Source organism: Mycobacterium sp. 852002-51152_SCH6134967, assembly GCF_001667105.1.
GTDB lineage: Bacteria > Actinomycetota > Actinomycetes > Mycobacteriales > Mycobacteriaceae > Mycobacterium > Mycobacterium neumannii_A.
Map to the genome: position 1 here is coordinate 38,437 of NZ_LZIK01000007.1, position 22,210 is coordinate 60,646.

The 22,210-nt window shown below is 67.2% G+C and carries 20 protein-coding genes; 5 read left to right on the forward strand and 15 right to left on the reverse strand.

What is annotated here, in order from left to right; genetic code table 11:
• The first annotated feature begins 36 nt into the window (after window positions 1-36).
• Window positions 37-483 carry a cupin domain-containing protein gene (locus tag A5790_RS01505; protein ID WP_066840881.1) on the forward strand — a complete coding sequence of 149 codons (447 nt, stop codon included), beginning with the start codon at window positions 37-39 and terminating at the stop codon, window positions 481-483.
• Between the two features lie 12 nt (window positions 484-495).
• On the opposite strand, the gene A5790_RS01510 is transcribed toward A5790_RS01505, so the two are convergent.
• Window positions 496-861 carry an RNA-binding S4 domain-containing protein gene (locus A5790_RS01510; protein WP_066840887.1) on the reverse strand — a complete coding sequence of 122 codons (366 nt, stop codon included), beginning with the start codon at window positions 859-861 and terminating at the stop codon, window positions 496-498.
• Window positions 862-980: 119 nt separating this feature from the next.
• Here A5790_RS01510 and A5790_RS01515 point away from each other — a divergent pair, with 119 nt between their 5' ends.
• Window positions 981-1,559, forward strand: a complete 579-nt coding sequence (locus A5790_RS01515; protein WP_066840889.1) for an SDR family oxidoreductase — start codon at window positions 981-983, stop codon at window positions 1,557-1,559.
• 7 nt (window positions 1,560-1,566) lie between these two features.
• On the opposite strand, the gene A5790_RS01520 is transcribed toward A5790_RS01515, so the two are convergent.
• From A5790_RS01520 to A5790_RS01585, 14 genes are all read right to left on the reverse strand, one after another.
• Entirely contained in the window at window positions 1,567-2,340 is a 774-nt protein-coding gene (locus A5790_RS01520; protein WP_066840891.1) for a VOC family protein, read from the reverse strand.
• 71 nt (window positions 2,341-2,411) lie between these two features.
• Window positions 2,412-3,314: an amidohydrolase family protein gene (locus A5790_RS01525; protein WP_066840893.1), complete on the reverse strand. Its 903-nt coding sequence runs from the start codon at window positions 3,312-3,314 to the stop codon at window positions 2,412-2,414.
• 167 nt (window positions 3,315-3,481) lie between these two features.
• On the reverse strand, window positions 3,482-4,918 hold the full coding sequence (locus A5790_RS01530; protein ID WP_066840895.1) for an aldehyde dehydrogenase family protein: 1,437 nt from the start codon (window positions 4,916-4,918) through the stop codon (window positions 3,482-3,484).
• Window positions 4,919-4,969: 51 nt separating this feature from the next.
• Window positions 4,970-6,685: a thiamine pyrophosphate-binding protein gene (locus A5790_RS01535; protein WP_066840897.1), complete on the reverse strand. Its 1,716-nt coding sequence runs from the start codon at window positions 6,683-6,685 to the stop codon at window positions 4,970-4,972.
• Window positions 6,686-6,704: 19 nt separating this feature from the next.
• Entirely contained in the window at window positions 6,705-7,658 is a 954-nt protein-coding gene (locus A5790_RS01540) for an acyl-CoA dehydrogenase family protein (protein ID WP_066840899.1), read from the reverse strand.
• Window positions 7,658-8,863: an acyl-CoA dehydrogenase family protein gene (locus A5790_RS01545; protein ID WP_197696690.1), complete on the reverse strand. Its 1,206-nt coding sequence runs from the start codon at window positions 8,861-8,863 to the stop codon at window positions 7,658-7,660. The genes A5790_RS01540 and A5790_RS01545 overlap by 1 nt, the downstream gene beginning before the upstream one ends.
• A complete protein-coding gene (locus A5790_RS01550; protein ID WP_066840903.1) occupies window positions 8,860-9,786 on the reverse strand; it encodes a Gfo/Idh/MocA family protein in 927 nt (308 codons plus the stop codon). The genes A5790_RS01545 and A5790_RS01550 overlap by 4 nt, the downstream gene beginning before the upstream one ends.
• On the reverse strand, window positions 9,783-10,700 hold the full coding sequence (locus A5790_RS01555) for an acyl-CoA dehydrogenase family protein (RefSeq protein WP_066840906.1): 918 nt from the start codon (window positions 10,698-10,700) through the stop codon (window positions 9,783-9,785). The genes A5790_RS01550 and A5790_RS01555 overlap by 4 nt, the downstream gene beginning before the upstream one ends.
• Window positions 10,697-11,836 carry an acyl-CoA dehydrogenase family protein gene (locus tag A5790_RS01560; protein ID WP_197696691.1) on the reverse strand — a complete coding sequence of 380 codons (1,140 nt, stop codon included), beginning with the start codon at window positions 11,834-11,836 and terminating at the stop codon, window positions 10,697-10,699. Before A5790_RS01560 ends, A5790_RS01555 begins: the two co-directional genes overlap by 4 nt.
• 14 nt (window positions 11,837-11,850) lie before the next feature.
• On the reverse strand, window positions 11,851-13,068 hold the full coding sequence (locus A5790_RS01565; RefSeq protein WP_066840910.1) for a CaiB/BaiF CoA-transferase family protein: 1,218 nt from the start codon (window positions 13,066-13,068) through the stop codon (window positions 11,851-11,853).
• Window positions 13,061-14,008, reverse strand: coding sequence for an SDR family NAD(P)-dependent oxidoreductase (locus tag A5790_RS01570; protein WP_066840941.1), 948 nt, complete (start codon window positions 14,006-14,008; stop codon window positions 13,061-13,063). The genes A5790_RS01565 and A5790_RS01570 overlap by 8 nt, the downstream gene beginning before the upstream one ends.
• A gap of 62 nt (window positions 14,009-14,070) precedes the next feature.
• Window positions 14,071-15,927: an NAD(P)/FAD-dependent oxidoreductase gene (locus A5790_RS01575; RefSeq protein ID WP_066840911.1), complete on the reverse strand. Its 1,857-nt coding sequence runs from the start codon at window positions 15,925-15,927 to the stop codon at window positions 14,071-14,073.
• A gap of 3 nt (window positions 15,928-15,930) precedes the next feature.
• On the reverse strand, window positions 15,931-17,301 hold the full coding sequence (locus A5790_RS01580) for an SRPBCC family protein (protein WP_066840913.1): 1,371 nt from the start codon (window positions 17,299-17,301) through the stop codon (window positions 15,931-15,933).
• Window positions 17,302-17,311: 10 nt separating this feature from the next.
• The gene (locus tag A5790_RS01585; RefSeq protein WP_066840915.1) at window positions 17,312-18,157 is read right to left on the reverse strand and encodes an SDR family NAD(P)-dependent oxidoreductase; all 846 of its coding nucleotides are present in this window, start codon (window positions 18,155-18,157) and stop codon (window positions 17,312-17,314) included.
• Window positions 18,158-18,295: 138 nt separating this feature from the next.
• On the opposite strand from A5790_RS01585, the gene A5790_RS01590 reads away from it, so the two are divergent.
• From A5790_RS01590 to A5790_RS01600, 3 genes are read left to right on the forward strand one after another with little or no spacing between them, the layout of a single operon-like run.
• On the forward strand, window positions 18,296-19,903 hold the full coding sequence (locus A5790_RS01590) for an SMP-30/gluconolactonase/LRE family protein (RefSeq protein ID WP_066840917.1): 1,608 nt from the start codon (window positions 18,296-18,298) through the stop codon (window positions 19,901-19,903).
• Complete coding sequence (locus tag A5790_RS01595) at window positions 19,900-20,637, forward strand: GntR family transcriptional regulator (protein ID WP_066807783.1); 738 nt, start codon at window positions 19,900-19,902, stop codon at window positions 20,635-20,637. Before A5790_RS01590 ends, A5790_RS01595 begins: the two co-directional genes overlap by 4 nt.
• Window positions 20,638-20,645: 8 nt before the next feature.
• Complete coding sequence (locus A5790_RS01600; protein WP_066840919.1) at window positions 20,646-22,190, forward strand: AMP-binding protein; 1,545 nt, start codon at window positions 20,646-20,648, stop codon at window positions 22,188-22,190.
• The last annotated feature ends 20 nt before the right edge of the window (window positions 22,191-22,210 follow it).

Consider the following 22,210-nt stretch of genomic DNA (forward strand, 5'->3'; position numbering starts at 1 on the left):
TCTGGAGTGTCCGACACCGAAAAGGCAGGTACTGGAATGACCGATCTTCCGGAATGGGCACACCGCCTCGACCTGTCCCCGCATCCGGAGGGCGGCTGGTACAGGGAGACGTGGCGCAGTGACCTGATGGTGCCGCAGTCCGCGCTGCCGCCGGATTACACCGGCCCGCGCAGCGCGGGTACGGCGATCCTCTTCCTGTTGATGCCCGGTCAGCAGTCGGCCTGGCACACCGTGCGAAGCGCCGAGCTGTGGCTGTTCCACGCGGGCAGCCCGCTATTGCTCGAGGCCGGGCCCGAACAAAGCAGTGCCACAACGCATCTTCTGGGTGTCGACATTCTCGCCGGCGAGCAGCCCCAGTTCGTCGTGCCGCCGGGCCACTGGCAGCGCGCCCGTCCCCGCGACGACGAGCCGAGCCTGGTCAGCTGTGTGGTGGTGCCGGGATTCGACTTCGCCGACTTCGAACTCGCCGCTCCGACCGCCTGAACCACGTCGGGTTCACAGCCGGCCCGCCCGCAGCCTGTCGAGCATCCGGCGGTCCCGCTTGGTCGGCCGGCCCGCGCCGCGGTCACGGGCCCCGAACTGCACTGTTTCGGTGACCGCAGGTTTGGGTGTCCGGTCGAGATAACACGTCGACGCGTCGGCCGCGCCCACCCGCTTCTGGATCACCCGTAGCACCTCGACGACCCTAGTGGTCGGGCCGATGCGGGCCCGCACCTCGTCGCCGGGCGATACCGGGGTGGCCGGCTTGGCGGGCCGCCCGTTGATCCGGACGTGCCCGCCCCGGCATGCCTCGGCGGCGTCGGGCCTGGTCTTGGCCAACCGGACCGACCACAACCACCTGTCTATGCGGGTCGACTCCACGCCACCATCATGACCCCTCCGACGGCTACCTTATTGTGACCTTAGATAGACCTTATTTTTCTTAGAAACAGGTGTACGGTTGGGGCCACGCGGGCGCGCAGCGACGGAAGGAGCCCGACATGGATCACCAACCCGAACGAATCGTCCTGGTCACCGGAGGCTCGAGGGGCCTCGGCGCGCGGGTCGCACGCCAGCTCGGCAGCGTGGACACTCACGTCGTCGTGACGCGCGACATCTCCGACGAGGTCGAATCCGCGGAGGTGATCGACGGCATCGCATCGCGCTTCGGTCGGTTGGACACCTTGATCCTCAACTCGTCGGATGCGCTGGACACCGGCGCGGACCCCGAGTGCGCGATGCGCCTCAACCGCGACGCCCAACGTCGGCTCGCCCTGGCGGCCTTGCCGCTGATGCCCGTCGGCGGACGGATCGTCTTCGTCACCAGCCACCAGGCCCACTTCTTCCCCGACAAGGCGGTGCCGAAGGGCTACACGGCCGTCGCGGCGAGCATGCGGGCCGGCGAAACAGCCCTGCTGACAAGGCGTTCGGAGTTCCGCCAGGCCGGCGTGCAGCTGACGGTGGTGTCCGGCGACATGAGCCACATGACCTTCGCCGACGCCGTCGTCGACGCGGCCACCACGCCGAACCCGGCGAGCATCGTCTTCGTCGGCAGGACCGACTACCTGATGACGGCCTGACACTCGCCTACTGCAGCGACGACAGGTTGAAGGCCGCCCCTGTGCAGTCGGCCACCGCGGCCAACCGCCCGTAGGGCGTGTCCTCCGCACCGCGGATCACGCTGCCGCCGTTGTCGAGGACCAACTGCACGGTCTTGTCGACGTCGTCGGCGCCCAGGAAGAAGTTCCAGTTCGACGGCTCCCCTTCCGGCAGGATGGCGCTGCCGTCCATCAGACCGAGCAACGCCTCACTGTCGAAGTTCGCCGTGCTGTAGCGGAATTCGTCGGTGTCGGACACGGTCTCGATCTGCCAGCCGAACAGGTCGCGGTAGAACTGCTGCGACGTGGCGTAATCGCGGCCTGTCCACTGGAAGTACACCGGTGCACCGTGTTCGTTGACGACCTCGAATCCGCGGTGTCCGTCCGGCTGCCACAGCCCGACGAACGCGCCGCTGGGGTCCGACAGCATGCCCATCCAACCCTTGTCCTTGATCTCCATCACGGGTGCGCCGCATGAGTTGGCGCCCGCGGCGATCGCCGCGTCGAGGGTGACTTTGGCGTCGGTGGTGTGGAAGTAGGTGGTCCAGCCGTCCGGGCTGTTCCACTGCGGGTCGTTGAACATCAGGCCCGCGACCGGCCTGCCGTCGCGGGAGGCGGTCACGTAGCCGCCGTATTCGGGGCCCGACGACTCGAAGGTCCAGCCGAACACCTCGCCGTAGAAGGACTGCGAGCGTTCGACGTCCGAGGACGCCAGGTCGATCCAGGTCGGGGCGCCAACGGGGGCGGATTTGCGAACGGGCACGACGGTCTCCTTCTGGGTGGGTGGTCAGTCACCGATGCAGACCGCCGTGGCCGCGGAAACTCATCGCGCCGTCAGCGCACGACCCCGAGGACGCGCAGCGCGTTCTCTTTGTAGATCAGCGACTGCACCGCCGGGTCGATGTCGAGGGTGTCGAAGTCGGCTCGCCACCGGTCGATCTGGATGTAGGGGAAGTCGGTGCCGAACAGGACCTTGGTGCGCAGCTGCCTGCTCATGGCGCGGACCAGCTGCGGCGGGAAGTACTTCGGGCTCCACCCGGACAGGTCGACGTACACGTTGGCCTTGTGTGTGGCGATCGCGATCTGCGAGTCGACCCAAGGGACCGCGGGGTGGGCCATCACGATCGTCAGATCGGGGAAGTCGGCGGCGACGTCGTCGAGAATCATCGGATCGGAGTAGCGCAGCTTGATGCGGTGTCCGCCCGGGAGTCCCGCCCCCATCCCCGTTTGCCCGGTGTGGAACAACGCGGGCAGCCCGGCCTCGGTGATCGCCTCGTAGATCGGGTAGAAGCGACGGTCGTTGGGTTCGAAGGCCTGCATGCTCGGATGGAACTTGAAGCCCTTGACCCCGTAGTCGCGGACGAGTTCGTGCACGCGATGCACCGCCCGGCGCTCGTGCCACGGGTCGACGCTGCCGAACGGGATCAGCACATCGTTGTTGCGCGCCGCACCGGCGACGAGGTCCTCGATCGAGTTCGGCACGTGGCGCATCGCCGTCCGCGCGTCGATGGTGAACACGACGGCGGCGGTGTTGTGTTGCCGGTACAGGTCGGCGACCGCGTCGACGCCTGCCGTCGCGCCCGGTGGCATCTTGAAGTACTTCTCGGTCGCCTCCACGAGCTCGTCGACGTAGGCCTTGTGGCCGTGGCAGTCGATCTCGACGTGGGTGTGGATGTCGATCGCCGCGATGCGGTCGAAATCGACGCCGTATTCGTACTTCTCGCCGCGTACCGTCACCCACGTGACGATATATGCGCTGAACCTCTTCGAGACGTTCGCCCGCGGAGGTCACCAGGCACGGCGGTCGCTGCTCAAGCCATGATCTGCGCCGATTGTGCGGTTGACGACGGAAATCGGACGAAATCCGTCGCGAACCGCACAATCGGCGAAGGTGGACCGGACGGTTATCCGGCTGCCGCCTCCGGCGCGTAGCCCAGCGCGGCCTTGATCTCCAGGAACTCGTCGAACGCGAAGTGTCCCCACTCGCGTCCGTTGCCGCTGCGCTTGTAACCACCGAACGGAGCGGCCATGTCGAAGCCGTGGTTGATCGCGACCGAGCCGGCCCGGATCCGCCGCGCCACCGCGCGGGCCTTGTCCAGGTCGGCACCCGAAACATAGCCCGCCAGACCGTATTCCGTGTCGTTGGCGATCTCGAGCGCCTGGTCGAGGTCGTCGTAGCCGAGGATGCACAGCACCGGGCCGAAGATCTCCTCGCGGGCGATCGTCATGTCGTTGGTGACGTTGGCGAACACCGTCGGCTTGACGTAGTAGCCCTTGCTCAGACCCTCTGGTCGACCGGTGCCGCCGATGGCGACGGTCGCGCCCTCGTCGATGCCCGTCTGGATCAGGCCCTGGATCTTGTCGAACTGCGCCTTGGACGCGACGGGCCCGATCGCGGTCTTCTCGTCGGGATCGCCGACCTTGACCCCGCCGGCGACCTTGCGGGCGATCTCGATCGCCTCGTCCATGCGGGAGTTGGGCACCAACATGCGCGACGGCGCGTTGCAACTCTGACCGCTGTTCATCATCATCACCGAGACACCCGCGGTCACGCTCTTGGCGAAGTCGTCGTCGTCGAGCACGATGTTCGGGCTCTTGCCGCCGAGTTCCTGGGTGACGCGTTTGACGGTCAGCGCGGCGTTCTTGGCGACGTCGACGCCGGCCCGCGTCGACCCGGTGAACGACACCATGTCGATGTCGGGATGGGCCGACAACGCCGCCCCGACGCCCGGCCCGTCGCCGAACACCATGTTGTACACCCCGGCGGGAACGCCTGCCGAGTCGAGGATCTCGGTGAAGATCTGGCCCGAATACGGTGCGACCTCCGACGGTTTAAGCACCATCGTGCAGCCCGTCGCCAGCGCGGGGAACACCTTGCAGGCGATCTGGTTGATCGGCCAGTTCCACGGGGTGATCAACCCGCACACCCCGATCGGCTCCTTGACCACCAGCGTGGCCCCGTGCTGCTCCTCGAACTCGAAGTTCTTCAGCACGTCGATCGCCGTGGCGAGGTGACCGAGTCCGAGATTGACCTGGGGGCCTGCCGCCAGCGACGCCGGGGCGCCCATCTCCTCGTTGACCGCGTCGGCGAGGTCACCGGCGCGCTTCTGGTACTCGCCCATGATCGCCTGCAGCAACTCGAGGCGCTCGTCGCGGCTGGTCTGCGACCAGGTGGCGAAGGCTCGGCGGGCGGCCTGCACGGCCACGTCGACGTCGGCAGCGGAACCGATCGCGATCTTGCCGGAGGCCTCCTCGGTGGTCGGGTTGTCGACCTCGAGGGTGTTGGGCCGGATCGGGTCGACCCACTGGCCGTCGATGTAGAACTTGAGATACTCGCGCATGTCTCCACTCTTCCCTAGAACTTGACCCTATTCGCGGTTCGACCGCGGGCGCTACTGGGTGCCTTCTGCATACCAGGTGCGGAATCGGTCGTACTTCGGCATCTCCTCGGAGTTGGCTTTCGGGTCGATGCAGACGTGGACGACGGCGGTCTTGCCGCTGGCGAACGCCCGCTTGATCGCCGGGCCGATCTCGTCGTCCTTTTCGACGTACTCGCCGTGGCACCCGAAACCCTCGGCGACCTTGTCGAGCCGGACGTCCTTGCTCCAGTGCACACCCGGCTGCGGGGACGGCTGCTCGAACGTGCGCTTGTAGACGCCCACCTCCAGGCCCCATTGGTGGTCCACGCCGACGACACAGACCAGCGGCACGTTTTCCCGGACCGCGGTCTCGAGCTCGGCGATGTGGAACAGGAACGCCGAGTCGCTGGTGAGCAGCATGACCGGACGCTTGCGCCCCTCGGCGACCGACGCGCCGACCGCATACGGCAGACCGGTGCCCAGATGACCGAAGTTCTGATTCCAGATCACGTCTCGCGGCTTGGTCTGCGAGTACGTCCACTGGAAGATCACCGTGGCGCCACCGTCGCGGACCAGGATGCCGTCCTCGGTGCATTCGTCGAAGGCCTTCGTGGCCTCGACGACGTAGCGGGCCGGGTGGATCGGCGCGCGACCACTCGGCGCTTCGGCGGCCACTCGGGCGATCTCGGCGGCGTCGGCCTTGATCAGGGCCTCGAAGTCGGCCGACGGGGTACGCGGGGTATCGCGCAACGCCGCGACCAGTTGCGGCACCACGCCGCGAAGATCGCCCACCAGCGGCACGTCGATCGGCCGGTTCACCCCGATTGCGGTCGGATCCTGTTCCACGAGCACCCATTTGCGGTTGGCATCGTTGCCCGCCCAGTGCTGGGTCCTGCCGTAATGCATGGGTTCGCCGAGCTCGGTTCCCAGCGCCACGCACAGATCGGACTTCTCGACGGCCTCGTTCGCCGCAGGAGAGAACAGGTACGGGAAGGTGCGGTCCTGCAGGCCGGGGATGAACGAGGTCCCGCCCGACGTCTGGATCACCGGGCAGGCCATCAGCTCGGCCAACTCCCTGACCTGCTCCTGGGTGCGCGAGGTGTGAACTCCGTGACCCACCAACAGGACTGGGCTCTTCGCCTCGCGGATCAGTCTGACCGCCTCGGTGACCTCACGTTCACCCGCACCCTGGTTGACGAGCCGATACCGGCGCGGCGGCAACGGATCCGGCACGTCGAGCTCTTCGAGGATGACGTGGGACGGATACTCGATGTAGCAGGGGCCGGGGGTGCCCGACATGGACTGGCGGATGGCTTCGCGGATGATCTCGTCGGTCTGGTCGGCGTACTCGATCGAGCTGCTGAACTTGACCGAGTTCTTGAACAGGTCCTCCTGCTGGACGAACTGGATGCGCCCGCGCCGCACCCGCCGTTCGGTGATGCGGGCCCGCTGGCCGCCGAGGAAGATGACCGGTGAGTTCTCGACAAGCGCGCACTGGATCGCACCCGCGATGTTGGCCATGCCCGGTCCGAGGGTTCCGATGCACAGCCCCGGCGTGCCCGTCATCCGCGACGCCGCCTCGGCCATGAACCCCGCGCTCAGCTCGTGGTGCGGCGCGACCACCGACCAGCCGCGCGCGTCGGCCTCGGTGAACATGTGCACGAAATTGGGATCGGGAATGCCGAACAGCGTGTTGACGCCCTCGGCCTCGAAGAGATCGAGTATGCGCTTGTATACGGGTACACCCACGGGAAACTCCTTGATTTCTCTACAGATAGCGTTGCGCTAGTCGTTTTCGGTGTGCTGACGGAGAGCCGAACAGTGATCGGTTGAGGGTGGCGCGCTTGAGGTAGACGTGGATACCGCTCTCCCACGTGTATCCGATGCCGCCGTGCAATTGCATGGCCTTGCCGGCGATGTCGACGGCCGCCGCGCAGGTGTACGACTTGGCCATCGAGACGGCGACCCCGGCATCCGGCGCGTCCTCGGCCACGGCGCGGACCGCGGCGTCGACGAGTTGGCGCGACACGGAGATGCTGACGAGCATGTCGGCGCAGGCGTGTTTGACGGCCTGGAACGAGCCGATGGCCCTGCCGAATTGGTGACGCACCTTCACATATCCGACGGTCGCGGCGAGCATGGCCTCGCTCAGGCCGAGGCTGTCGCAGGCGAGGGCCGCCGCGGCCCGGTCGTGTAACCGCTGCACCGCGACCGCGGGATCGTCGGTGAACGGCAGGGTTTCGGTGATTGCAGTGTCCGGGTCGATCGCGGCGAGGTTGCGCGTCTCGTCGACGACGGGCCGCGGCGTAGCCCGCTGCTCGGACACGGCGATGCCGCGGTCGGTGACGATCAGGATGCGGTCCGCGCCTTCGGCGTCGGGCACGAAGTCGTACGGTTCCAGCGCGACGACGACCCGCGTCGCACCGCTGGCCAGTTCGGTGAGCAACGTGTCGCGGGTATCGCTGGGCTGCACCGCGTTCAGCGCTCCGACGGCCAGCACGGCGCTGCCGAGGAAGTCGGTGGCGCTGGCGGTGCGGCCGATCTCTTCGCAGATGACCGCGACTTCGGCGAACGACGCACCCGCCCCGCCGAGCTGCTCGGGCACCTCGAGTCCGACCCAACCGGCTTCGACCAACGTGGACCATTCGAGGCTGCGGTCCTTCGCGAGCAGATCGCCTGCCACGGAGCGTAGTTCGTCGTGGAATTCGGTGAAGTCGGTCATCAGACGGCACTCGGTTCTCGCGGCAGGCCCAGACCGCGCTCGCCGATGATCGTGCGCTGAATCTCGCTCGCGCCGCCGGGGATCGTCCATTCCCACGATCCGATGAAGTCGAGCACCCACGCACCGGATTCCCAGCCGCTGGAGGCCGGCTTGGCGAGTCCGGTGTGGGCGGCCAACCCGCCGATCTCGGCACCGAAGTCGGTCATGCGCTGCAGAAGTTCGCTGTAGAAGAGCTTGACGATCGAGGCGTCGGCCGGGCCGGCGGTACCGTTCTCGCTATCCTCGACCACCTTTCGGCACAGCCCGCGCAGCCCCGCGATCTCGGTTTCGAACTGCGCCAGCCGGTCGGCGACGATCGGATCGTCGGTCGGCGCGCTGCGCACCAGCCATCGGAAGCCGGCGTTGCCGAGGCGCTCGGCGAGTTCCAGCATCGTCATGCCGCGCTCGGCGCCGAGGGTCGCCTGCGCGACCCGCCAGCCGTCGTTCTCCGCACCGATCAGGTTGGCCGCGGGGATCGACACGTCATTGAGGAAGATCTCGCAGAAATGGGAGTCGCCGATCGCATTGCGGATGGGCCGGACCTCGATGCCGGGTGTCGTCATGTCGAGCAGGAAGTACGAGATGCCCTTGCGTTTCGGCGCATCCGGGTCAGTGCGGGCCAGCAGCAGGCACCAGTCGGCGTGTTTACCTCCGCTGGCCCACAGCTTCTGTCCGTTGGCGATGTAGGAGTCGCCGTCTTTGCGCGCGGTGGTGCGCAGGCTGGCCAGGTCGGATCCGGCCTCGGGTTCGGAGAAGCCCTGCACCCAGATCTCGCCGTCGAGGATCGCTGGCAGGTGCCGTCGCCTCTGCTCTTCGGTGCCGGCGACCAGCAGCGTCGACGCGGCATGGTGGATGCCGACGAACGCGAGAACCAGCCGCGGCGCGTCGTGGGCAGCCAGTTCCTGGTACAGCACCACCTGCTCGGCCACCGACATGCCACCGCCCCACTCGGCGGGCCAGTGCGGGACGGCGTAGCCGGCGCTGTGCAATTCGGTGAACCACTGCTTCTGGAAGGCCACGAACTGCTCATCGCTTGCGCCGGTCTGGGTTTCGCGCCAATCCGTGGGGATGTGCTCGACACACCATTGCCGCACCTGTCGCCGAAACTGAACTAATGCTCGACTTTCGGACGCTTCTTGAGGCATATCTTCAGAGTCGGCGCTCATAGCCGCACCGCCCTGGCCCGCAGGTGGTCCATGGCGCGCGCGACGGCCAGACCGTCGTCGAAGGACGGGGTGATCTGCGTACCGGTGCGCAGCGCATCGGCGACGTGTCCGAAGAACGTCGACAGCGCGGGCGGGGGTGAGCGCCGCGGCGGCGGTGCGAACTCCGTGGTCTCGGGATCGGCGCCTTGTCGACGAACGACAAGCGTGGTGTCGGCCGTCAGTTCGATGGTGGCCTCGCTGCCCAGCAGCGTGACCGACGGCGGTGAAGGGACAGCGGCCGCGAAGCCGGTGTCGTGAGTAGCGGTGCAGCCGTTGGCCATTGCGAACCACGCCGCGTACGCGTCCTCGGCGGTGGCCTGCTCGGGCGATCCGTCGATCCGGGTGACGCCGCCGCAGTCGGTGATCTCGCTGCCGAAGAGCCACTGGGTGAAGTCGATGAGGTGCGAGCCGTAGGCACCGATCCAGCCGCCGCCGAGGTCGCGGTCGTTGATCCAGCCGAACTTGCGGCCGCGCAGCCCGCTTCCGAAGAACGTCCAGTGCAGGTGCCGCGGCGCGCCGATCGCCCCGCTGTCGGCCAGTTCCTTGAGCCGCGCCCACGACTCGTTGAACCGGAACTCGAAGTTCAGGAAGTGCAGCACACCGGCATCGTGGGCCAGGTCGCGCATCTGGGCCGCCTCGTCGGCGTTGCGGCCGAACGGTTTGTCGCACACCACCGCATGCCCGTGCTCGAGCGCGCCGGTGACGTGCTCGAGGTGCAGGAACGGCGGGGAGTGCACGGAGATCAGGTCGACATCCGAAGCCAGCGCGGCCTTGACCGCGGCGTCGTCGCGGGGGCTTACGACCTCGACGTCGAAGCCGGCTTCGGCGTACGCGGGAGCCGCCGCGTGCTTGCCGAAACCGGTGCCGATCACCGCGACCCTCATGCGTACAGCCCCGTCAGTCCCCCGCGGCCTGCTGTGCGGGTCAAGGCATCCCGGGTTGCGGACAGCCCGAGCGGAAGCCGCCGCAGCGGTTGGCTGTAGCGCGACAGCCACGACAGGGTGGTCTCGTCGCAGAAGCCGACCGCGCCGTGCAGCTGGTGGCAGACGCGGAACACCACCTCGGCCGCCTCGAGCGCCGACAACCGCAACGCGAGTGCGTCGGTGAGCGCCTCAGGACGGTCGGTGGCGATGCTCCACAGCGCGTACTTGGCGAGAATGTCCAGTCCGCTGCGCTCGACTTCTGCGTCGGTCAGCTGGAACTGCACGCCCTGGAACGACGACAGCGTCTGCCCGAACTGCTTGCGCAGGGTGACGTGCGCGACGGTCAGTTCGATCGCCCGGTCGAGCATGCCGAGCAGTGTCCAGCAGGGCAGCACCAGCCCGAGCGCGACATCGGCGGCGCCTTGGTCGTCTAAGACAGTCGTCTGCAGTTCGGAGACGAAGCCCGGCCCGACGGGCCCCATCCCGGTCACGATGCTGCGGGTGCCATCCAAGGTGACTGTGGTCCAACGACTCTCGAGTCCACCCATGGCTGCGGCGGGCCGGTTGCCGGCCACCACGATCAAGCCGTCGGTGTCGAGGTCGGTCGGGGCGGCCAGTCGTTCCGCGACCGGATACGGCAGCGCCCAGTATCCCGCGCTGCGGCACAGCGCCGCGGCCGCCTCCAGGCCGTCGGCGTCGGTGCGGGCGTCGAGGTCCCATGCGCCGATCCCCGCGAGGCTCGGCCCGACCAACGACTCCCGCGCCTCGGGTTTGGCCTCGACCTGCTGGACCAGTTCATCGCCCCCGGCGGCCTCGAATGCGCGCAGCGCTTGGCGGCCGTACTCCTGGGCATCCTCGGACAGGTCGAGATTCACCGCGCCACCGCCAGCATTGCGCGCGACAGCAGAATCCGTTGCATCTCAATACTTCCCGACGAGACGGTCGAAGCCTGCGAGTACTTCCAGTGGTCCTCGACCTCACCGAGGAACCAGGCGGCCCGCGGGTCGTCGTGGGATACCTCGGCCGCGATGTCCATCAGCACCTCGGCGCTGTCCTGGTCGAGCTTGGTGACCGCGATCCGGTAGGCCGCGGCGTCACCCGGTTGAATGCGTCCGCTGCTCTGCAGGGACACCACGCGGTAGGCCATCAGCCGGGCCCGCCGGCAGTGGGTCAGCATGCGGATCCAGCGGCCGCGCAACTCTCCCGGAAGGTCGTCCCACCGGTCGCCGAGCACCGTGGGCGCGGCGGCGAGCAGTCGTTCGCAGCGTGCGTAGCGGGCAATGCCGACCCGCTCGAACGCCATCACGTCCTGCACCACCGACCAGCCCGCATCGACCGTCCCGAGCACGTCGGCCTCGGTGACACGCAAGTCGTCGAAGAACACCTCGTTGAGGTGGTGCGGGCCCATCATGCAGCGGATCGGCCGGACTTGGATCGCCGGATCGTCCATCGAGACAAGGAAAATCGTGAGGCCTTGCTGCTTTTTCTCACCGCGTGACGTACGAGCCAGCAGGAAGCACCACTGCGCCATCGTCGCGTACGACGTCCAGATCTTCTGCCCGCTGACCAGCCAGCCATCACCGTTGGGACGGGCCGTCGTGCGCAGCGACGCGAGATCGGAGCCGGCGTCCGGTTCGGAGAAGCCCTGGCACCAGATCACCTCACCGCGCGCGATCCGCGGTAGGTGTTTGCGCTGCTGCTCCTCGGTGCCGTGGCGCATGATGATCGGGCCGACCCAGTTGACCCCCATGTACTGGGCGCCGCGCGGTTCGTGATGCGCCCACATCTCCTCGCGGACAACTGTCTGTTCCCAGACCGACGCCCCACCACCGCCGAACTCCTTCGGCCAGGACAGGCAGAGCAGTTCGCGTTCGGCCAGCATGCGGCAGAACCGTTGAGCGATCTCGAGATCGGCGGGGTCGTCGGTGAACGCACCCAGATAGTCGTCGGGCACATGCTCTTTGACCAGCGCCCGCAGCTCGCCGCGCAACTCCGCGGCCTTGTCGCCCATCGCGAAATCCACGCCTACCCCCGCTCCGCTGCGCCGACACTGGGGTTGTTGACGAGATCCGCCCCGTTTCCGTCTGAAGCCACGGAGCCGAGCGCGGTGAGCCCCAACTCGTCGAGCACCGCATCGGTGTCGGCGCCCAGCGTCGGGGCGGGGCCTGCGACCTTGCCGGGTGTGCGCGAGAACCACGTCGGCACACCAGGAAAGCGCACCGGTCCGTCCGGGGTCTCGACGGTCTCGAAGAGCCCGACCGCGTTCAGGTGTTCGTTGTCGAACAGCGCGTCCGGGGTGTTCAGCGGCGCGGCGGGAATCTCGAGTTTCCGGAACAGGTCCAGCCATTCGGCCGTGGTGCGCTCCTTCATGGTCTCGGCGAGCAGCCCGTAGACGACATCGATGTTGTGCGCACGCTTCTCGAGGGTGGCGTAAGACTCGTCGTTCCACGCCGGACTCACCGCGCTGATGAACGCGTTCCAGTGTTTGTCGTTGTAGATCAGCGCGGCGATGTAGCCGTCGCTGGTGCGGTACGGCCTGCGGTTGGGCGCGACCGTGCGCGGGTAGACCGCGGGCCCCAGTGGGGGGTCGAACATGGCGCCGTTGGCATGTTCGACCAGCATGAACGACGCCATCGTCTCGAACATGGCGACCTCGACCTCTTGCCCTTCCCCGGTCCGCTCGCGATGAAACAGGGCCATCATCGTCGCGTAGAGGGCCGTCAGCCCGCCGACCTTGTCGGCCATGATCGTGCCGACGAAATCGGCCTCACCGGTCAATTGCTGTTGTACCGCGGGCAATCCGGCCTCGGCCTGAATGGTGTCGTCGTAGGCGGGGCGGTCGCGGTCGGGCCCACGGCGGCCGTAGCCGTAGCAGTTGGTGTAGATGATCGCGGGGTTGACGGCGGCGACGTCGTCGTAGCCGAAGCCGAGCTTGGCGACCGCCTTGGCGCGCATGGAATGGATGAACACGTCGGAGCGCTCGATGAGCGCCCGCATCGCCGCCTTTCCGGCTTCGGTCTGCAGGTCCAGCACCACGCTGCGCTTACCGCGGTTGACGTTGACGAACACCCCACTCATCCCGGGCGAAGGGCCAACGGAGATGAAGCGGGTGTTATCACCCTGCGGCGGTTCGACTTTGATGACGTCAGCACCCATGTCCGCCATGATCTGGGTGCAGTACGGCCCCATCACCATCGCGGTGAGGTCGACGACACGCACCCCGGCCAGCGGCCCGCTAAGCATGGACACCGCCCTTCTGCGCCATGGCGAAGCTGTACTTGATGTGGTCGTTGTGCCCGTCGGGCACGACAGGGAACACCACGGGTTCGGACAGGTCGCGGATCGCGGCGATCTGCGCGCCGACCTCCTCGATCGACCACGACGGCCGGTAGACGCCTGGGGTCTCCGCGACCACGGCCCGCGCGATCCGGCCTGCCAGCGCGATCAGCGCTTCACCGGTGATCGAACATGATTCGTGTGCCAGCCATCCCACCGCCGGTGCGACCAGCTCCGCGCCCATCGGCGGATACGCCGACGTGTCGATGCCCTCGGCCATCCGTGTCACCGCGGCGGGCACGATCACGTTGCTCTTGACGCCGTGCGCGGCGCCCTCCATGGCCGCGACGTTGGACAGGCCGATCACGCCTGCCTTGGCCACTGCGTAGTTGGCGACGCCGTGATTGCCGTAGAGACCACCGATCGAGGACGTCAGCACGATGCGGCCGTATCCGGCGTCGCACATCGACGGAAATGCCGGGCGCACCACGTGAAAAGCACCACGGAGGTGGACGTCGAGCACCGCCTCGAAGTCGTCGTACGTCATCTCTGCGAGTGGGGCCCGGCGCACGATGCCAGCGTTGTGGATCAGGACGTCGAGGCGCCCGTAGCGCTCGAGAGCCGATTGCACGATCGCCTTGCCGCCGGCCGGGGTGGCCACCGAATCGGTGTTCGCGATGGCTTCGCCTCCGGCAGCGGTGATCTCGCGCACTACTTCTTCGGCGGGGCCGGGCGCCTCAGACGGCGGGTGGACGGGATCGTAGTCGTCACCGGACAGGCTGCCGCCCGGATCGTTGACGACGACCTTGGCGCCGCGCTGGGCGAGCAGCATGGCGTATGAGCGGCCCAGCCCCCTGCCGCCGCCGGTCACGACGGCCACCTGACCGTCGAAGCGCAGCTCACTCATCGCCATACCTGCGATTTGTGTGCGATAAGGAGCGCTCACCGCTCCCAAACGCACACAAATCGCTACTTCTCGAGTACCAGGCCATCGAGGTCGCCCTTGTCGCGCCACGCTTTGAGCAGATCGCCGAACGCATAGAAGCCCGGACCGTAAGGCTCACCGAGGTGTGAGCGGATGCCCTCACCGCCGCCGCCGCCCTCGTTGTTGTAGTAGCCCGGAGTGCAGGATGCGTCGAAAGCCGAGTTGTCGACCGCGGATTCGCGGATGGTCTGGCACCACTGCTCCTGCGCATCGTCGGTCGGCTCGACGACCGTCGCGCCCCGCTTCAACGCCTCGGCGATGATGTAGGCGATGTGCTCGCCCTGCAGTTCGTAGTTGGCCGCGATGTTGGCCGAGATGCCGACCTGGGTGAAGCCGGTGAAGAACTGGTTCGGGAAGCCGCGGCTGGTCATACCGTGCAGCGTCTTGTAGCCGTCGTGCCAGTAGTCGTAGAGCGACAGCCCGTCGCGGCCCTCGATCGCGTCGATCGAGTAGCGCCTGCTGATCTCGGTGGTGATCTCGAAGCCGCTGGCGTAGATGATGCAGTCGACCTCGTACTCCTGGCCGTTGGCGACGAAGCCCTTCTCGGTGATCCGCTCGACCCCCTTGGTGTCGGACACATCGATCAGCGTCACGTTGGGCCGGTTGAAGGTGGGCAGGTAGTCGTCGTTGGACAGCGGACGCTTGCACAGGAAGCGGTAGTACGGCTTGAGCGCCTCGGCCGTGTCAGGATCCTCGACGGTCTCGGCGATCCGGCGGCGCAGCCGCTCCATGATCTTGTAGTCCTCTTCCTCGCGGATCGCCATGAACTGCTCGGGCGTCAGCGTCGACGGGTCCTCGAGTGAGAGCACCCGCGCAGCGGTGTTGCGGCCGAGTTCGGTCCAGAAGTCGCACACCAGATCCGGCTGCCCGGGCGCCATCCCCTCGAACGTCCACGAGTGGAAGTTGCGCTGGCGTTCCTTCTGCCAGCCGGGCTGCAGCGTCTTCACCCAGTCGGGGTTGGTCGGGGTGTTGTTGCGCGCGTCGACCGTCGACGGGGTGCGCTGAACGACATATGTGTGCTTGGCATCTCGGGCCAGGAACGGCACCACCTGAATGCTGGTGGCGCCGGTGCCGATGATCGCGACACGCTTGTCGGCGAGCTTGTCCATGCCGCCGGTGTAGTCGCCGCCGGTGTAGTCGTAATCCCAACGCGACGAGTGGAAGCTGTGTCCCTTGAAATCCTTCATGCCCGGGATGCCCGGCAGCTTCGGCCGGTGGAACGGCCCGGACGCCAGCACCACGAACCGCGCGCGGATGTCATCGCCGCGGTTGGTGGCGATGCGCCACCTGTTGATCTCCTCGTCCCAGCGCATATCGCGCACCTGGGTGGAGAAGATCGCCGAGTCGTAGAGGCCGAAGTGCTTACCGATGCGCCTGCAGTGCTCGTAGATCTCGGGTCCGTCGGCGAACTTCTTGCTCGGGATGTAGTCGAGCTCTTCCAGAAGCGGGATGTAGCAATAAGACTCGTTGTCGCACTGGATGCCCGGATACCGGTTCCAGTACCAGACCCCACCGAAGTCGCCGCCCAGCTCGATGATCCGGACGTCCTCGACCCCGGCCTTCTTCAGATGCGCCGCCGACAGCAGCCCGCCGAAGCCGCCGCCCAGCACCGCGACGTCGATGTCCTCGACGATCGGGTCACGCGGCGCGACCGGGGTGTACGGGTCGGTCTCGTAGTAGCCGGCGAAGTCGTCGGTCAACTCGACGTACTGCTTGGAGCCCTCGGGCCGAAGTCTTTTCGCCCGCTCCTGGGCGTACTTCTCCCGCAGCGCATCGATGTCGATGTCGTCGGGGGTCTCCGTGGGTCCGCAGGTGTCGGGCCTCGAATCGGACAAAGTCATAGCTCAGAGCTCTTTCGGTTCGCCGGTGCCCATGTACTTGGACAACTGATAGTGCAGGTTCACGGTGCTGCGTTCGCGGTACGGGTTGGGCCTGGTGCCACCGAAGCCCAGCGACTTCATGCCCTGCTGCACCGCGGCCATGTTCGAGAAATCCTGGGGAAGCACCGACAGCCAGTTCGGGCTGTCCTTGGGCGTGTACTCCCAATGCGTCTGCGGCTCTTGACCCTTCGGGAACAGCTCCAACGTCGCCACCTCGAAGATGCATTTGTTCGGGTCGTAGCTCGGATGCGGCCGGGCGCCGTAGCACAGCGCGGTCGTCAGGCCCTGGCCGACCTGGAAGTTGGGGAAGATCTGCCACGCCGTGCCCGCCTGCCCGAGGATGTCTGGCGGAATGGTCGGCCACACGACGCCGCGGGCCTCGTCGTCACGCCTGGCGGATGCCAACCAGTGTTCGAGAACCTTGTCCGGAGGTGTGCCCTCGGGCAGTTCGTCGACCAACCTCTTGGCCGCGTTCACCAGCGTCTCGGTGGTGGTGGCGTTGGTCTGCTCCCACGTGTACATCTGCATCTCGGCGGTGGAGACGCGGGGATCGTCACCGGTGCCCAACCGGATCTTGGACCGGGTGGCCTCCATGTCTTTCGGCGCGTCGTATCCGATGTTGCTGTGCCTGCCCTGCGCCTTGGCCCAACCCTTGAACTCGCCGAACTTGTTGAACTCCGGATGGGTGGTGAACACGTGGTAGGTCTCGTTGAAGGCCTCGAGCGCGACCTTCCAATTGCAGTCGAAGTACAGCCATTTGCGCCACTTGTAGCGCATGTTCTCCAGCCCGAACGGATCGAGGATCTTGGCGGCCGGGAACAGGTAGTCGGCAAGCGGTTCGCAGTCGGGATCCATGTTGATGAACAGCCAGCCGCCCCACGTGTCGACCTGGACGGGGACGAGGTGGGTGTTCTGCGGGGTGAGCGCGCCGTTCCAGTCGTCCTGTTCGCGGATATGGGTGCAGGCACCGTCGAGTCCGTATGTCCAGCCGTGGAATCCGCAGACGAACGACTTGCGGGCACGGCCGACGGCGTTCTTGTCCCCGTCGGGGGTGTCGACGAGGCGGCGGCCGCGGTGCATGCACACGTTGTGGTGCGCCCGAAACTCGTCTGCCCCGGTGCGCACCACGATGATCGAGTCGTCGAGGATGTCGTAGGTCAGGTAGCTGCCGACCTCGGGAAGCTCCTCGACGCGGCCGACCTGCTGCCATACCTTGCGCCACAGCTTGTCCCGCTCGGCGCGCGCATACTCCTCCGAGACGTACGCCTCCACCGGGATCGTCATCGGTTCGCAGAGCTCTTCTGGCGCTTCAATCCTGGGCTGCGTATCGGTCATTTCAAACTCCTTAGAACCGACTGATTTCTGCGCGGAAGGTTTCGTCTTTGAGGAACAGCGAGGTGTTGTCGGCACCGAGGTGCGTCCACTTCAGGTTGAGCCCACCGTCGACGAGAAGCGTCTGCCCGGTGATATAGCTCGACAGGTCCGACAGCAGGAACAGGATCGCCCCCGCCTGCTCTTCGGGCCGACCCCGCCTGCCCATCGCGATCGCCCGCCGGTCCCGGTCGGGGTCGACGTCGACGTAGGTGCGCGACGCGGCGGTCTCGGTCACCCCGGGCGCCACCGCGTTGACGCGGATGTTGTCGTGCGCCAACTCGGCGGCCATGGTGCGCGTCATCGCGACCACCGCCGCCTTGGCCGTGCCGTAGGCGATGTGGAACGGCGCGGTGTTCATCCCGCTGATCGACGACACGGAGACGACCGAGCCCTTCAGGCCGCGGGCGCGGAGTTCTCCGCATACCGCCTGGCTCATGAAGAACGCCGTCTCGAGGTTCGCGGTGAACAACTCCCGCCAGTCCGCGCGCGTCACCCGGGTCGACGGCATCCACGTCGACGGCGCGGCGCCGCCCGCGATGTTCACCAATCCGTACAGATCGCCCTCGGTTCGCCGGACCCGCTCCATCACGGTGGCGATGCCCTCGTCGGTGGAGGCGTCGGCCGACACCGCTACGACGGGCAGCCCCTGATCGGCCAGTGGACCGATGTGTTCGTCGAGGTTTGCTTTCGACCGGCTCACGGCCACCACCGTGGCACCGGCCTCGGCCGCCATCCGGGTCACGGTGGTGCCGATCCCGCCGCCGCCCGCACCCGACACCACGACGATCCGGCCGTCCAGCCTCAAGAGGTCGTCCATGCTATTTGTCCGGACAACGAGTGTTGCTCTCCATGTTGCAGAACACTATTCCCCAGCGCTAATCGGCCCGTCAAGGGCGAAACAGTCCCTTTCGCTGCCTATTGTCTGGACTAAGCGGAGTTGCTAACGTGCCAGGTCATGACGCAATCGGCGACGGGATCCCTGCAGCAATCTCGCTATCCGGGCGGAAATCCGACCGCGACGGCCGGGTGGCGTCTCGAGCGGATCACCGCCCCGAGCCGGCTGTTCGGTGCGAACGGTCTGCGCACCGGCCCGGACGGCCGCGTCTACGTCGCCCAGGTGACGGGCAGCCAGATCAGCGCGCTGGACCTGGGCACGGGGAATCTCGAGACGGTCAGCGCCAAGGGCGGTGACATCATCGGCCCCGACGACGTCGCCTTCGACAGCGACGGCAACCTCTTCGCAACCGAGGTGATGGACGGACGGGTCAGCGTGCGCGACGCCGCGGGCCGCACGCGGGTGCTGCGCGACGACCTGCCGTCCGCCAACGGCATCACCGTGCACCAGGATCGCTTGTTCGTCAACGAGTGCCGCGACGGCGGACGGCTGATGGAACTCGACCGCACCACGGGCGCCGAGCGGATCCTGTTGGAGGGCCTGCCGTCACCAAACGCCATGGAGGTCGGCCCGGACGGCTTCCTGTACTACCCGCTGATGACGGCCAATGAGATCTGGCGCATCGACCCCAACGGCACTGAGCCGCAACGGGTGGCCACCGACCTCGGTGTGCCCGACGCGGTGAAGTTCGACCCGCAGGGCAATCTCGTCTCGACGCAGGTGGCCAGCGGCCAGGTGCTGCGTATCGATCCGCGAAGCGGCGAGAAAACCCTTCTGGCTCAGCTCAACCCCGGATTGGACAACCTGACCTTCGTCGGGGACCGCCTGTTCGTCTCGAACTTCACCGGTGAGATCACCGAGATCATCGGCGTTGGCGAAACCCGCGCGCTGCTCGGCGGCGGGTTGAACTGGCCGCTCGATCTGGCGGTGGGCGACGACGGTCGGCTCTACGTTGCTGACGGCACCTACTTCTACACCGTGGGCGATGACGGATCGCTGCAGACCGTCGGCATGCTGTTCTCCCCCGGGTACCCGGGCTTCCTCCGCGGGCTGGCACCGGTTGCAGGCAATGCGTTCGTGGTGGCCACCTCGGGTGGCCAGATCGCCCGGTACCGCCCCGCCGACGGCGAAACCGATTACCTGGCAGACGGTTTCGACCAGCTCTACGGTGTGGCCGTCGGGCCGGGTGAGCGGATCGTGTTCACCGAGCTCGGCACGGGGCGGGTGCATGCGCTGGCGTCGGGCAGCGCCGAGGTGCTGGCCTCGGATCTGCGGGATCCGGTCGGCGTCGCATTCGACGACGACGGTCGGCCGCTGGTCGCGGAGTCCGGGGCGGGACGGGTGATCGCGGTCGGTGATACGACGGAAACCGTGGTCGACGGCCTGTCGCGCCCGCAGGGCATCGCGGTCGCCGACGGCGTGCTCTACATCGTCGACGCGGGCGCCAAGGAGGTGCTCGCGGTGAACCTGAAAACCAACGCGCGCACCACGATCGCTTCAGATCTTCCGGTGGGGCCGCCGCCGGGTGTGGAGCCCAAGCCGCTCAAAGGGATGCCGCCGTTCTCCGGACCGCAGGGGCCGTTCGCCGGTATCACCGTCGGCCGTGACGGCACCCTGTACGTGTCGGCCGACGGCGAGGGCAGCGTGCTGGCGCTGCGGCGGACATGACCGTCAGCCCCACCGACCATCGCTACCTGCAGGTCGCGCGCACCCTGCGCAAGGAGATCGTCGACGGGATCTACCCCGTCGGCTCACAGCTGCCGACCGAACAGCAACTGTGCGAACGCTTCGCGGTCAGCCGCTACACCGTCCGCGAGGCGCTGCGCCGGCTGCGGGAGGACAACCTGATCGCGTCGCGGCCACGGGCAGGCACCCTCGTGGTCCCTCGTCCCGCATCCAATTCGTATGCGCAAGATGTTGTCTCGATCGACGACCTGCTGGCGTTCGCGGCCGGCGCCCAGCTCACGATCGAGTCCAACGCGATGGTCACCGTCGACGATGAGCTGGCCGACCGCACCGGGTTGGAGGCAGGTACGCAGTGGCTGGCGGTCCGCGGCTGCCGGCAGAACGAGGGCAGCGACACACCCGTCTGCACCACCGAGTACTACATCAATCGTGCGTTCGCGGCGGTTGGGCGGCTGTTGCAACGCCATTCGGGACCGATCTTCCCGCTGATCGAGGACCTGTTCGGGGTCAGCATCGTCGAGGTGCATCAGGAGATGGCGGCCATCACCGTGTCGCCGGATCTCGCCAGGGCGCTCAAGGTCGATGCGGGCAGCGCGGCTCTGGAGATGCGCCGCGCCTACACCACCTCCGACGGCGAGGTCGCGCAGGTGACCATCAACACCCATCCCTCGTCGCGGTACCGGCACTCGATGACGATGCGCCGGATCAAGGGTTAGGCCGGGCGGTGCGTGTCGACGAGAAGCGCAGCGCCGACGCCTACCGGCGCGGCCTGTGGGTACATGACACGCTGGCCGACGCGCTGCGCGACGCGGCCACCTCGACGCCCGACCGAACCGTGTTGGTGGACGGCGACATCCGGCTCACGTGTCGCGAGCTGTATGACCGCGCCGTGGCGCTGGCGCACACGTTGATGGCCCGCATGCCCGCGGGCAGCGTGGTGTCGTTCATGCTGCCGAACTGGCACGAGGCCGCGGTCATCTACCACGGGGCGACGTTGGCGGGCATGGTGGTCAACCCCATCCTGCCGTCGCTGCGCGACCACGAGCTGACGTTCATCCTGCAGGATGCCGACGTCCGGGCGGTCTTCGTGCCGTCCGCCTTCAACAAACACGACTACGTGGCGACGCTGGATCGCGTCACCGGTGCGATGTCCGCCCCGCCCGAAGTCGTCGTCGTGCGGGGCGATGCGGGCGGCCACACGCCGTTCGAGACCTTCTTGGGCAGCGGTGGCGCGGGCGTCCTGCCGGTTTTGAACGCCGACACGGTGCGGATGATCCTCTACACCTCGGGAACCACCGGCCGGCCGAAAGGCGTGCTGCACACCCACAACTCGATCCATGCGCTGATCCGTCAGATCGGCGAGCACTGGCGTGTCGCGGCGGGCGACACGTTCCTCGTACCGTCCCCGATCGCGCACATCGGCGGGTCGATTTATGCGTTCGAGTGCCCCCTGCTGCTGGGCAGCACCGCGGTGCTGATGCAGCGCTGGGATCCGGATGCCGCAGTGACGTTGATGCTCGACGAGCGGGTCACGCACATGGCGGGGGCCACGCCGTTCCTCGACGGGTTGCTCGCCGCCGCCGAGCGGGCCGGAACACGACTGCCGGAGCTCAAGGTGTTCATCTGCGGTGGCGCGTCGGTCCCGCCGTCGCTGATCCGCAGCGCCACCGCCTATTTCGAAAAGGCGGCGGTGTCCCGCGTTTACGGTTCGACCGAGGTCCCGGTGACCACGGTCGGCTCACTCGACGACACCGAGCACGCCGCCGACACCGACGGCAGGCCGGGTATCGCGGACATCGAACTGATAGACGGCGAGATCCGCGCCCGCGGGCCGCAGATGCTCGTGGGCTACCTGCATCCCGAAGACGAGACCGACGCGTTCGACGGCGACGGCTACTTCCGCACCGGCGACCTCGGTCGGTGGGTCGACGACGGCTTTCTCATCGTCACCGGTCGCGCCAAAGACATCATCATCCGCAACGGAGAGAACATCTCGCCCAAGGAGATCGAGGACATTCTCATCGGCCACCCGGGCGTCGCGGAAATCGCCGTCGTCGGCATACCCGACGAGCGCACCGGCGAGCGGGCCTGCGCCGTCGTCGTCGCGACCGATCAGCCGGCTCCCGACGTGGCGGGCATGCGCGTGTTGCTGGAGGAGCACGGCGTGGCCCGCTTCAAAGCACCCGAGCAGGTGGTGGTATGGGAGGCGTTGCCCAAGAACGACGCCGGAAAAGTGTTGAAGCATCGGATACGAGCGGCCCTGACATGACCGCGGACGCGAGGAGCAAG

Bases quoted from the DNA above. Each gene is read 5' to 3' on its own strand.
- A5790_RS01505 (WP_066840881.1), top strand. From the start codon at position 37: ATGACCGATCTTCCGGAATGGGCACACCGCCTCGACCTGTCCCCGCAT.
- A5790_RS01515 (WP_066840889.1), top strand. From the start codon at position 981: ATGGATCACCAACCCGAACGAATCGTCCTGGTCACCGGAGGCTCGAGG.
- A5790_RS01530 (WP_066840895.1), bottom strand. From the start codon at position 4,918: ATGCGCGAGTATCTCAAGTTCTACATCGACGGCCAGTGGGTCGACCCG.
- A5790_RS01540 (WP_066840899.1), bottom strand. From the start codon at position 7,658: ATGACCGACTTCACCGAATTCCACGACGAACTACGCTCCGTGGCAGGC.
- A5790_RS01545 (WP_197696690.1), bottom strand. From the start codon at position 8,863: ATGAGCGCCGACTCTGAAGATATGCCTCAAGAAGCGTCCGAAAGTCGA.
- A5790_RS01550 (WP_066840903.1), bottom strand. From the start codon at position 9,786: ATGAGGGTCGCGGTGATCGGCACCGGTTTCGGCAAGCACGCGGCGGCT.
- A5790_RS01560 (WP_197696691.1), bottom strand. From the start codon at position 11,836: ATGGGCGACAAGGCCGCGGAGTTGCGCGGCGAGCTGCGGGCGCTGGTC.
- A5790_RS01565 (WP_066840910.1), bottom strand. From the start codon at position 13,068: ATGCTTAGCGGGCCGCTGGCCGGGGTGCGTGTCGTCGACCTCACCGCG.
- A5790_RS01570 (WP_066840941.1), bottom strand. From the start codon at position 14,008: ATGAGTGAGCTGCGCTTCGACGGTCAGGTGGCCGTCGTGACCGGCGGC.
- A5790_RS01575 (WP_066840911.1), bottom strand. From the start codon at position 15,927: ATGACTTTGTCCGATTCGAGGCCCGACACCTGCGGACCCACGGAGACC.
- A5790_RS01580 (WP_066840913.1), bottom strand. From the start codon at position 17,301: ATGACCGATACGCAGCCCAGGATTGAAGCGCCAGAAGAGCTCTGCGAA.
- A5790_RS01585 (WP_066840915.1), bottom strand. From the start codon at position 18,157: ATGGACGACCTCTTGAGGCTGGACGGCCGGATCGTCGTGGTGTCGGGT.
- A5790_RS01590 (WP_066840917.1), top strand. From the start codon at position 18,296: ATGACGCAATCGGCGACGGGATCCCTGCAGCAATCTCGCTATCCGGGC.
- A5790_RS01595 (WP_066807783.1), top strand. From the start codon at position 19,900: ATGACCGTCAGCCCCACCGACCATCGCTACCTGCAGGTCGCGCGCACC.